The sequence below is a fragment of the Pseudomonas sp. P4_C3 genome (genome assembly GCF_056402075.1).
The window spans coordinates 1-11,680 of record NZ_JBFUIC010000141.1; the positions used below are offsets into that span (position 1 = coordinate 1).

General features: G+C 60.7%; 10 protein-coding genes. 9 read left to right on the forward strand and 1 reads right to left on the reverse strand.

The window, feature by feature from the left end; translation table 11 throughout:
* Nucleotides 1-125: 125 nt before the first annotated feature.
* The 9 genes from AC1DVH_RS19825 (at nucleotide 126) to AC1DVH_RS19865 (ending at nucleotide 10,763) form a co-directional block, all read left to right on the forward strand.
* Nucleotides 126-857 (forward strand): response regulator, encoded by a 732-nt coding sequence (locus AC1DVH_RS19825; RefSeq protein WP_223548771.1) that lies wholly within the window; start codon nucleotides 126-128, stop codon nucleotides 855-857.
* 31 nt (nucleotides 858-888) lie between these two features.
* Nucleotides 889-2,316 carry an ATP-binding protein gene (locus tag AC1DVH_RS19830; RefSeq protein WP_477755244.1) on the forward strand — a complete coding sequence of 476 codons (1,428 nt, stop codon included), beginning with the start codon at nucleotides 889-891 and terminating at the stop codon, nucleotides 2,314-2,316.
* A 197-nt stretch (nucleotides 2,317-2,513) separates the two neighbouring features.
* Nucleotides 2,514-3,773, forward strand: coding sequence for a D-mannose isomerase (locus tag AC1DVH_RS19835; protein WP_477755237.1), 1,260 nt, complete (start codon nucleotides 2,514-2,516; stop codon nucleotides 3,771-3,773).
* A 117-nt stretch (nucleotides 3,774-3,890) separates the two neighbouring features.
* Nucleotides 3,891-5,189: an ABC transporter substrate-binding protein gene (locus AC1DVH_RS19840; protein WP_477755238.1), complete on the forward strand. Its 1,299-nt coding sequence runs from the start codon at nucleotides 3,891-3,893 to the stop codon at nucleotides 5,187-5,189.
* A gap of 146 nt (nucleotides 5,190-5,335) precedes the next feature.
* Complete coding sequence (locus tag AC1DVH_RS19845) at nucleotides 5,336-6,244, forward strand: carbohydrate ABC transporter permease (RefSeq protein WP_008032969.1); 909 nt, start codon at nucleotides 5,336-5,338, stop codon at nucleotides 6,242-6,244.
* Nucleotides 6,237-7,082: a carbohydrate ABC transporter permease gene (locus AC1DVH_RS19850; RefSeq protein WP_477755239.1), complete on the forward strand. Its 846-nt coding sequence runs from the start codon at nucleotides 6,237-6,239 to the stop codon at nucleotides 7,080-7,082. The genes AC1DVH_RS19845 and AC1DVH_RS19850 overlap by 8 nt, the downstream gene beginning before the upstream one ends.
* A 3-nt stretch (nucleotides 7,083-7,085) precedes the next feature.
* A complete protein-coding gene (locus AC1DVH_RS19855; RefSeq protein ID WP_477755240.1) occupies nucleotides 7,086-8,246 on the forward strand; it encodes an ABC transporter ATP-binding protein in 1,161 nt (386 codons plus the stop codon).
* Between the two features lie 202 nt (nucleotides 8,247-8,448).
* Nucleotides 8,449-9,795 carry a carbohydrate porin gene (locus tag AC1DVH_RS19860; RefSeq protein WP_477755241.1) on the forward strand — a complete coding sequence of 449 codons (1,347 nt, stop codon included), beginning with the start codon at nucleotides 8,449-8,451 and terminating at the stop codon, nucleotides 9,793-9,795.
* A 113-nt stretch (nucleotides 9,796-9,908) separates the two neighbouring features.
* Nucleotides 9,909-10,763, forward strand: coding sequence for a D-hexose-6-phosphate mutarotase (locus AC1DVH_RS19865; protein WP_477755242.1), 855 nt, complete (start codon nucleotides 9,909-9,911; stop codon nucleotides 10,761-10,763).
* A 153-nt stretch (nucleotides 10,764-10,916) separates the two neighbouring features.
* On the opposite strand, the gene hexR is transcribed toward AC1DVH_RS19865, so the two are convergent.
* Nucleotides 10,917-11,680, reverse strand: a 764-nt coding sequence (hexR, locus tag AC1DVH_RS19870; RefSeq protein ID WP_477755243.1) for a transcriptional regulator HexR, incomplete at its 5' end; no start/stop codon positions are given.

An 11,680-nucleotide genomic window follows, 5' to 3' on the forward strand; every position in this document is an offset into this window, starting at 1 on the left:
AACATCTTTGTGGACTGACACTCCGCCATCGCGAGCAAGCTCGCTCCCACAGTTGTTTCTGTGGTGTTTGTATATTTTGCGCATCAGGCATAATCCGCCCAATTCAAACAACAAGGACGCCGCCCGTGAGCTCAGTCAACAAGTCGATTTTGTTGGTCGATGACGATCAAGAGATACGCGAGTTGCTGGACACCTACCTGACCCGCGCCGGTTTCCAGGTGCGTGCCACCGCCGATGGCGCCGGTTTTCGCCAGGCGCTGAACGACGCGCCGGCCGATCTGGTGATCCTTGATGTGATGTTGCCCGACGAAGACGGTTTCAGCCTGTGTCGCTGGATTCGCCAGCATCCACGCCAGGCACAGGTGCCGATCATCATGCTCACCGCCAGTTCCGACGAAGCCGACCGCGTCATCGGCCTGGAACTGGGCGCCGACGATTACCTCGGCAAGCCCTTCAGCCCACGGGAATTGCAGGCGCGGATCAAGGCATTGCTACGCCGTGCGCAGTTCGGTCAGGAGCGCAGTGGCGGTGAGGTGCTGGCCTTCGATGACTGGCGGCTGGACATGGTCAGCCATCGGCTGTTTCACATCGACGGCGAAGAGGTGATTCTCTCGGGCGCCGACTTCGCGCTGCTGAAACTGTTCCTCGATCACCCGCAGGAAATCCTCGACCGCGACACCATCGGCAACGCCACTCGTGGCCGTGAACTGATGCCCCTCGATCGCATCGTCGACATGGCGGTCAGCCGGTTGCGCCAGCGCCTGCGCGACACCGAAAAGCCGCCACGGCTGATCCGCACCGTGCGCGGCAGCGGCTACCAACTGGCAGCCAATGTGGTTGCCAGCAATGGCCACTAAGCTATTGCGCAAGCTCGCCGCCAAGGTGCCGATGCCGCGTTCGCTGCTCGGGCGGATGTTGCTGTTGACCTTGCTGGCGGTGTTGTTCGCCCAAGCGTTGTCGAGCGTGATCTGGGTATCGCAACTGCGTGCCACGCAGCTCGAGGGCCTGGTCACCAGCGCCCGCAGCCTGGCCCATTCGATGACGGCCAGTGTCAGTTATTTTCGTTCGTTGCCAGTGGCGTTTCGGCCCTTGGTGCTCGATCAGTTGCGCAGCATGGGCGGTACCCGGTTCGTGGTGACGCTCAATGACAAACCCCTGGGCATGGAAGTGCTGCCCATCACCCCGCGCAAAGAAGCGGTGCTCAAAGCGGTGGACGAAGTGCTACGCCAGTCCCTCGGTCAGGACGCCGACATCTCGGTGACCTTCGTCAGCCCGGAAGACCTGCGCATCTTCAATGGCGGCCTGAAGCTCGATGAGTTGCCACGCTCATGGGCGCACTACGCGCTGACCCTGGAACCGGTGAACCCGCCGGTACTGGTCACGCAGATCCAGATGGCGCCGGGCGAGTGGCTGTACATCGCCTCGCTTTTGCCCGAGCCCTACACCAGTCTTGAAGAGCAGGGCCTGCCGGCGCAGCAGGTGTGGTTCATCGTCCTGACCAGCAGCTTTTTGCTGTTGTTCATCGGCCTGCTGGTGCACTGGCAGAGTCGTCCGCTCAAGCGCCTGGCGCGGGCGGCGCGGGACCTGTCGTTGGGGGCCGACGTGGAACCGGTGGCCGAAGGCGGGGGTAGCGAAGTGGTCGAGGTCGGGCGCGCCTTCAACACCATGCGCGAGCGCATCAGTCGTTACCTGACCGAGCGCAGCCAGTTGTTCAGCGCGATTTCCCATGATTTGCGCACGCCGATTACCCGACTGCGGTTGCGCGTTGAATTGCTGGAAGATGAGAAGTTGCAAGCCAAGTTCGGCCGCGATCTGGACGAGCTCGAATTGCTGGTCAAGGGCGCGCTGCAATGCGTGAAAGACACCGACATCCACGAGAACATCGAGCCGGTGGATCTCAACCATGTGCTCGATTGTCTAGTGGAACCCTATCTCGCACCGAACGGCAACGGCCGCGTGACCCAGCAGGGGCGGGCGCTGGCGGCGTACCCGGGCAAACCGCTGGCGCTCAAGCGCTGCATCGGCAACCTGATCGACAATGCGTTGAAGTATGGGCAGAACGCGCACCTGCACATCGATGACGACGAAAGCGCGTTCATCCTGCACGTCGATGATGAAGGGCCGGGCGTACCGGAGCAGCGTCTGGAGCAGGTGTTCGAACCGCACTTCCGCCTGGCCGGGCAACAGCAGGGTTATGGGTTGGGGCTGGGGATTGCCCGCAACATTGCCCATAGCCATGGCGGTGAAGTGAGTTTGCAGAATCTGCGTGAAGGCGGGTTGCGGGTGACCCTGCAGTTGCCCCGTTCGGTTGATTGAAAGATCAAAAGATCGTCCGAACGCGGCCCGAGCCTTCGGCAGCTCCTACAGAGATCGGCGTAGGAGCTGCCGCAGGCTGCGATCTTTTGATCTTTCTTTGTCACTGAGTGGTGACAAACCCCACCCCCTTCGTTACAAGCCCGCCTTCGTCCGTTGTTTATGCTGCTCCACAGTCATAACAACAAAAAAGGTACGCCATGGACACCTTCCAACCGGCCTTCAGCAGTTGGCTGAACGCACCTGCCCATCAGCAATGGCTCGCCACCGAAGGCTTGCGCCTGCTGGCCTTCGCCAAGGCTTCGAAGCTGCCTGAAGGCTTCGGCAACCTCGATGGAAAAGGCCGTCTCGCGGCTGATGCGCAAGCCCAGACCATGAACACCGCGCGCATGACCCACAGCTTCGCCATGGCCCATATTCAGGGCTTGCCGGGTTTTGCCGAGCTGGTGGATCACGGCGTTGCGGCGCTGCGCGGGCCGTTGCGTGATGCGGTGCATGGCGGCTGGTTCGCGGCCGCCGAACATCGCGATGGCAACACCGGCAAGAACGCCTACCTGCATGCCTTCGTCGCGCTGGCGGCAAGTTCTGCGGTGGTCGCGCAGCGCCCCGGTGCGCAAGCCTTGCTCGATGATGCGATCGATATCATCGATACCTGTTTCTGGAGCGAAGAAGAAGGCGCGATGCGCGAGACCTTCAATCGCGACTGGAGCGAGGAGGAGGCGTACCGAGGCGCCAACAGCAACATGCACGCCACTGAAGCCTTCCTCGCCCTGGCCGATGTCACTGAAGACAACCGCTGGCTGAGCCGCGCCCAACGGATTGTCGAGCGAGTGATCCATGGTCACGCCGCTGCCAACGATTACCTGGTGATCGAGCATTTCGACCGCGACTGGCAGCCGCTGCGGGACTACAACCACGACAACCCCGCCGACGGCTTCCGCCCGTACGGCACCACCCCGGGCCACGGTTTCGAGTGGGCGCGATTGTTGCTGCACCTCGAAGCTTCGCGGGTGAGAGCAGGGATGCTCACGCCGGGCTGGCTGGTCACCGACGCGCAAAAACTCTTCGAGCACAATTGCCGTCACGGCTGGAGCATCGACGGCGCGCCGGGGATTGTCTACACCCTGGACTGGGACAACAAAGCGGTGGTCCGCCATCGCCTGCACTGGACCCATTGCGAAGCCAGTGCCGCCGCCAGTGCGCTACTCAAACGTACCGGCGATGAGCAGTACGAGCACTGGTACCGACTATTCTGGGAATTTTGTGACAGTCATTTCATCGACCGCTGCGATGGCAGCTGGCATCACGAACTCGACCCGCTGAACCGCCCGAGTGCCGATATCTGGCCCGGCAAACCTGACCTTTACCACGCCTGGCAAGCCGTATTGATTCCGCGCCTGGCGCTGGCGCCGAGCATGGCCACGGCGCTGGTGCAGTTGTCCCAGAGCGGTTCTATGTAACCATGCGGTGACATTCGCGCATCCCTTCGTTACCTGCGAGGGGATATCCCCTGTTTAAACTCCTATGCAGCGCAAGCAATAGACTTGCATGCATAACAACAAGAAAGGTGCTCCTGGATGAATGCGATTTCTCGCCTCGCTACTGTCATTTCTCTCGCTTCCCTGTCTGCGCTCCCCCTCAGTGTTCTTGCCGCTGAATCCAAAGGTTCCGTTGAAGTCGTTCACTGGTGGACCTCCGGTGGTGAAAAAGCAGCAGTCGATGTCCTGAAGGCTCAAGTCGAAAAGGACGGCTTCACCTGGAAGGACGGCGCAGTCGCCGGTGGCGGCGGTTCCACGGCCATGACCGTACTCAAAAGTCGCGCCGTAGCCGGCAACCCGCCGGGCGTCGCGCAAATCAAAGGTCCGGATATCCAGGAGTGGGGTAGCACTGGCCTGCTCAGCACCGACGCGTTGAAAGAAGTATCCAAGTCGGAAAACTGGGATGGCCTGCTGTCGAAGAAAGTCTCCGACACCGTCAAGTACGAAGGCGATTACGTGGCCGTGCCGGTGAACATCCACCGCGTCAACTGGCTGTGGATCAACCCGCAAGTATTCAAGAAAGCCGGGATCGAAAAAGCCCCGACCACCCTCGAAGAATTCTATGCCGCCGGCGACAAGCTCAAAGCCGCCGGCTTCATCGCGCTCGCCCACGGCGGTCAGCCTTGGCAGGACAGCACCGTGTTCGAAGACGTGGTGCTCTCGGTCATGGGCGCCGACGGTTACAAGAAAGCCCTGGTCGACCTGGACCAGAAAACCCTGTCCGGCCCGCAGATGACCCAGTCGTTCGCCGAGCTGAAAAAGATCACCGGCTACATGGACCCGAACCGCGCCGGTCGTGACTGGAACATCGCCGCCGCCGACGTCATCAACGGCAAGGCCGGCATGCAGATGATGGGCGACTGGGCAAAAAGCGAGTGGACTGCGGCGAAGAAAGTCGCCGGCAAGGACTACCAGTGCGTAGCGTTCCCGGGCACTGAAAAAGCCTTCACCTACAACATCGACTCCCTGGCGGTGTTCAAGCTCAAGGCCGATCGCAAAGGCGACATCGCTGCCCAGCAAGACCTGGCCAAGGTCGCATTGGGTACCGACTTCCAGAAAGTCTTCAGCATGAACAAGGGTTCGATCCCGGTGCGTAACGACATGCTGAACGAAATGGACAAGCTCGGCTTCGACGAGTGCGCCCAGAAATCGGCGAAGGACTTTGTCGCGGACGACAAGACCGGCGGCCTGCAACCGAGCATGGCGCACAACATGGCCACCTCCCTGGCCGTGCAGGGCGCGATCTTCGACGTGGTCACCAACTTCATGAACGACAAGGACGCTGACCCGGCCAAGGCCAGCGCCCAACTGGCCTCGGCTGTCAAAGCGGCCCAGTAATCCCTTGGCATCCCCCCTGTAGGAGCTGCCGCAGGCTGCGATCTTTTGATCTTGWTTTTSAAAAACAAAATCAAAAGATCGCAGCCTGCGGCAGCTCCTACAAGGGATCGCACTCCGATCCTTACATCTAAACCTGGATTATCCCGATGAGCTCTGTGGCGGTTTTCAGCAAAGCCTCACCGTTCGATGCGCTGCAACGCTGGCTACCCAAGTTGGTACTCGCGCCGAGCATGCTGATCGTGTTGGTTGGCTTCTACGGTTACATCATCTGGACGTTCATTCTGTCCTTCACCAACTCCAGCTTCATGCCGAGCTACAAGTGGGTCGGCCTGCAGCAATACATGCGCCTGATGGACAACGACCGTTGGTGGGTCGCGAGCAAGAACCTCGCGCTGTTCGGCGGCATGTTCATCGGCATCAGCCTGGTGCTGGGCGTGTTCCTCGCCGTGCTGCTGGACCAGCGCATTCGCAAGGAAGGCTTCATCCGCACCGTCTACCTGTACCCGATGGCGCTGTCGATGATCGTCACCGGTACCGCGTGGAAATGGCTGCTCAACCCTGGCCTGGGCCTGGACAAGATGCTGCGGGATTGGGGCTGGGAAGGCTTCCGCCTCGACTGGCTGGTGGATCAGGATCGCGTGGTTTACTGCCTGGTGATCGCCGCCGTATGGCAAGCCTCCGGGTTTGTCATGGCGATGTTCCTGGCCGGCCTGCGCGGTGTCGATCAGTCGATCATCCGTGCCGCCCAGGTCGATGGTGCGAGCCTGCCGACCATCTACCTGAAGATCGTCCTGCCGAGCCTGCGCCCGGTGTTCTTCAGTGCCTTCATGATCCTGGCGCACATCGCGATCAAGAGCTTCGACCTGGTCGCGGCGATGACCGCGGGCGGTCCGGGTTACTCCTCCGACCTGCCAGCGATGTTCATGTATTCCTTCACGTTCAGCCGTGGCCAGATGGGCATCGGTTCGGCCAGCGCCATGCTGATGCTCGGCGCGGTGCTGACCATCCTTGTGCCGTACTTGTACTCCGAGCTGCGAGGCAAACGCCATGACTAATCAACTCGGTAAACCAACGCTCAGTTTCAGCCGCATCGCGATCTACGCCACCTTGCTATTGGCAGCGGCGGTGTACCTGATCCCGTTGGTGGTGATGCTGCTGACCAGTTTCAAATCCCCTGAAGACATCCGCACCGGCAACCTGTTGAGCTGGCCGACCGTGATCGACGGCATCGGCTGGATCAAGGCCTGGGACGTGGTCGGCGGCTACTTCTGGAACTCGGTGAAGATCACCGTGCCGGCGGTACTGATTTCCACGTTTATTGGTGCGATGAACGGCTACGTGCTGTCGATGTGGCGCTTCCGTGGTTCGCAACTGTTCTTCGGCCTGTTGCTGTTCGGCTGCTTCCTGCCGTTCCAGACCGTGCTGTTGCCAGCCTCGTTCACCCTCGGCAAGTTCGGCCTGGCCAACACCACCTCCGGCCTGGTGCTGGTGCACGTGGTCTACGGCCTGGCGTTCACCACGCTGTTCTTTCGCAACTACTACGTGAGCATTCCGGATGCGCTGGTCAAAGCGGCGCGGCTCGATGGCGCGGGCTTCTTCACGATCTTCCTGAAAATCCTGCTGCCGATGTCGATCCCGATCGTGATGGTCTGCCTGATCTGGCAGTTCACCCAGATCTGGAATGACTTCCTGTTCGGCGTGGTCTTCGCCAGTGGCGATGCCCAGCCAATTACCGTGGCCCTGAACAACCTGGTCAACACCAGCACCGGGGCCAAGGAATACAACGTTGATATGGCCGCCGCGATGATCGCCGGGCTGCCGACACTGCTGGTCTACATATTCGCTGGCAAGTATTTCCTGCGTGGGCTGACGTCCGGCGCGGTCAAGGGGTAGAACATGGCAACTCTCGAATTACGCAACGTCAACAAGACCTACGGCGCCGGTTTGCCGGACACCCTGAAAAACATCGAACTGAAAATCGATGACGGGGAATTCCTGATCCTGGTCGGCCCGTCGGGCTGCGGCAAGTCGACCTTGATGAACTGCATCGCCGGCCTGGAAACCATCAGCGGCGGCGCGATCCTGGTGGACGACGCCGACATCAGCGGCATGAGCCCCAAGGATCGCGACATCGCCATGGTGTTCCAGTCCTACGCGCTGTATCCGACCATGAGCGTGCGCGACAACATCGCGTTCGGCCTGAAGATCCGCAAAATGCCCACCGCCGAAATCGACGAAGAAGTCGCTCGGGTTTCCAAGCTGTTGCAGATCGAACACCTGCTCAGCCGCAAACCCGGCCAACTCTCCGGTGGACAGCAACAGCGTGTGGCGATGGGCCGTGCACTGGCGCGGCGGCCGAAGATTTATCTGTTCGACGAACCGCTGTCCAACCTCGACGCCAAGCTGCGGGTCGAGATGCGCACCGAAATGAAACTGATGCACCAGCGCCTGAAAACCACCACGGTCTACGTGACCCACGACCAGATCGAAGCCATGACCCTGGGCGACAAAGTGGCGGTGATGAAGGACGGAATCATCCAGCAGTTCGGCACGCCGAAAGACATCTACAACAACCCGGCCAACCTGTTCGTGGCGAGCTTCATCGGTTCGCCGCCGATGAACTTCATCCCGCTGCGCCTGCAGCGCAAGGACGGTCGACTGCTGGCGCTGCTCGACAGCGGTCAGGCCCGTTGCGAGTTGCCTTTGGGCATGCAGGACGCCGGTCTCGAAGACCGCGAAGTGATCCTCGGCATGCGCCCTGAGCAGATCATCCTGGCCAACGGCGAAGCGAACGGTTTGCCGACCATTCGTGCCGAAGTCCAGGTCACCGAACCGACCGGTCCCGACACCCTGGTCTTCGTCAACCTCAACGACACCAAGGTCTGCTGCCGCCTGGCGCCGGACGTGGCGCCTGCCGTGGGCGAGACCCTAACCCTGCAATTCGACCCGGCGAAAGTGCTGCTGTTCGATGCCAAGAGCGGGGAGCGGCTGGGGGTTGCCGGCGTGCCGAAAGCCGAGGCGCATGCTGACAACGTGGCCCAATTCAAAGGCCGCTGAAGAACAAAACTGTAGGAGCGAGCTTGCTCGCGATGATCTCAATGGCGCCGCATTTGATCAGAGAGTACGCGTCGTCATTGCGTCCATCGCGAGCAAGCTCGCTCCTACAGGGGGGGATATGCGTCGGGTGGAGACCTCCGTCGCAACTGATGTAACCGCGTTAAAGAAGAAAAGTTAATAACAATAAAACGAGGAAGTAGGGATGAAGATGAAGAACAAGGCCCGGTTGATCTGCCAGGTTTCAGCAGCGGCAGCACTGGTTCTGGCCGGCAATGCGATGGCCGATGAAGCGTTCAGCTCCGACTCCAAGTGGATGACGGGCGACTGGGGGGGCGAGCGTACCAAGCTGATCGAGCAAGGCATCGACATCAAGATGGACTACGTCGGTGAAGTCGGCGGCAACCTGCATGGCGGTTTCAACGATGACAAGACCGCGCGCTACGCCGACCAGTTTGGCCTGGGCGCGGCGCTGGACCTGGAGAAACTGTTCGGCTGGGATAACACCCAGGCCAAGATCCAGCTCACCAACCGTAACGGTGAGAACATCTCCAACGACCGTATCGGCGATCCGCGTGCCGGCACCTTGAGTTCCTCGCAGGAAGTCTTCGGTCGTGGCCATATGGTACGTCTGACCCAGTTGTGGATTCAGCACCAGTTCCTCGACAACAAACTGGACGTCAAAGCCGGTTACTTCGGTGAAGGTGAAGACTTCAACACCTTCCCGTGCGAATTCCAGAACCTGGCGTTCTGCGGATCCCAGGTGGGTAACTGGGCCACCAACATCTGGTACAACTGGCCGGTGATGCAGGCGGCGATCCGCGTGAAGTACAACATCAATGACGAGCTCTACGCCCAGATTGGCGCGTACAACCAGAACACGTCGCAACTGGAACACGGTAACGGCTTCAAGCTCAGCGGCAGTGGTACCAATGGCACCGTCCTGCCGGTCGAGCTGGTCTGGTCGCCGAAGGTCAACAACCTGCCGGGCGAATACCGTGTCGGTTACTACAAAAGCACTGCGCCTGCCGACGACGTGCGCGAGGACGACAATGGCCAGGACGCAGCGACCACGGGCAACCCTTTTCGCGTCCACGATAGCAAGCATGGCTACTGGTTCGTCGCGCAGCAGCAACTCACCAGTCACAACGGTGACGCTTCTCGCGGTCTGAACATCGCGGCCAACGCCACTTTCCACGACAAGGACACCAACTTCATCGACAACTACCAGTCGCTGATGTTTGTGTACAAGGGCCCGTTCGACGCGCGTCCGAAGGATGACGTCGGCATCGGTTTCGCCCGTATCCATGTCAACGATGACGTGAAGAAAAACGCCGAGCTGACCAACGCGGCCAATGGTGTTTCGGAATACGACAATCCGCTGTTCTCGCCCATTCGTGAAACCGAATACAACTACGAGATCAACTACGGCTTCCACGTGACCAACTGGCTGACCGTACGCCCCAACCTGCAATACGTCACGCACCCGGGTGGTGTGGATGAAGTCGACAACGCGCTGGTGGCTGGCCTGAAAATTCAGTCGGTGTTCTAACGCGTCTGCGATAAGCTTCTCTCCATGTGCGCATATTTGCGGACAGCCATGGCTGTCCGCTTTTTTTTGCGGGTCGCGCACCCCGGTGACAGTTGATTTCAGGACCGTGGCACATGCTTGAGCATCCGCTACAACGCTTCTTCAAATCCTTGCGCGAGCGCTCCGTGTTTGCGTGGGAGCGCTATCAGATGCGCGATGTGCTGGTGATCGATCATCCGCTGTGTCAGGCGGTGTTCAGTCGTCAAGGCGCGCAGTTGCTGCACTTCCAGCCCAAGGGCCAGAAACCCTGGCTGTGGTGCGCGGCGAAGTGGCCGCAGGTCGGTGCCATTCGCGGTGGCGTGCCGGTGTGTTGGCCGTGGTATGGCCGGCATCCGAGCGAAAACGCCTGGCCGTCCCATGGCTGGGCGCGGTTGCTCGACTGGAAGCTGCTCGACAGCAGCAGTGACGACGACGGCGTGCGATTGCACTGGCAGCTGAAGTTGTGCGACTGGCAGGTGGACTTGCACGCCCACTTGGGTGAGCGCATGGAGCTGCGTCTGAGCACCGAGCATCAGGACGACATGCCGTGCCAGCTGAGCCAGGCTTTGCATGCTTACTGGCGTATTGGCGATGTCAGTGAGATAGCGCTGTCTGGGCTCGAAGGCGCGCAGGGTTACGACCAGTTGAGCCGGCAGGTTTGTCAGCAGGAAGGCGAATTACGGGTGGACGGCGGATGCCAGCGGGTGTTCCAGCATGACGGTGAATTGCAGCTCAATGACCACGCCTGGCAGCGGGCTTTGTGCATCGATACGGGGGATACGGCCGACACGGTGGTGTGGCATCCCGGCTCGCGGCCGTTGCTCGGCGTGACCTGGAACGAGATATCCGAATTTGTCTGTGTCGAAGCGGCGAGCGGCGGCACGGACAGCCTGTGCCTTGCGCCTGGGGAGCGGGCGCATTTGAGTTTACAGGCGCGGGTGGGGGGGTAGTTCGATTTCGATGTTGTCTGGACTGGCGCCATCGCGAGCRAGCTCGCTCCCACATTGGATCTTCGGTGAACACAAGTTTAATGTTCAAACCAAATCCCCTGTGGGAGCGAGCTTGCTCGCGATGAGGCCGGATCAGTCAGCGCAAATATTGGATCAATTGAACTCGTCGCCCACCGGATACCGGCTGGCATTCAAGCTCTCCTTGATCTTGCGCAAATGCGGCTGGAAATCCACACCCCGGCGCAACGTCATGCCGGTGGCGAGCACGTCCAGCACGGTCAGCTGGATGATCCGCGACGTCATCGGCATGTAGATGTCGGTGTCTTCCGGCAGCGGAATGTTCAGGCTCAGGGTGCTGGCCTTGGCCAGTGGCGAGTTCTCGGCGGTCAGGCCAAGCACCGAGGCGCCGTTTTCCCGGGCGATGCGCGCCACTTCCACCAGTTCGCGGGTGCGACCGGTGTAGGAAATGATCACGAACAACTCGCCGGTGTGGGCCACCGAGGCAATCATGCGCTGCATCAGCACATCCGCGTGGGCCGTGACGGCGAGGTTGAAGCGGAAGAACTTGTGCTGCGCATCCAGTGCCACCGGGGCCGAGGCGCCGAGGCCGAAGAAGTGGATCTGCCGCGCCTGGATCAGCAGGTCGACGGCGCGGCTGATCAGGTTCGGGTCGAGTGCCTGGCAAGCGCTGTCCAGCGAGGCGATGGCGCTGCCGAAGATCTTCTGGGTGTAGGCCTCCGGATTGTCATCGGCCTCCACCGCACGGCTGACATAGGCGGCGCCACTGGCCAGGCTCTGGGCCAGTTGCAGTTTGRGCTCAGGGTAGCCGCTGACGCCGAACGAACGGCAGAAACGGTTGACCGTCGGTTCGCTGACCGAAGCGGCCTGGGCGAGGGCGGCGATGCTGAAGCGGGTGG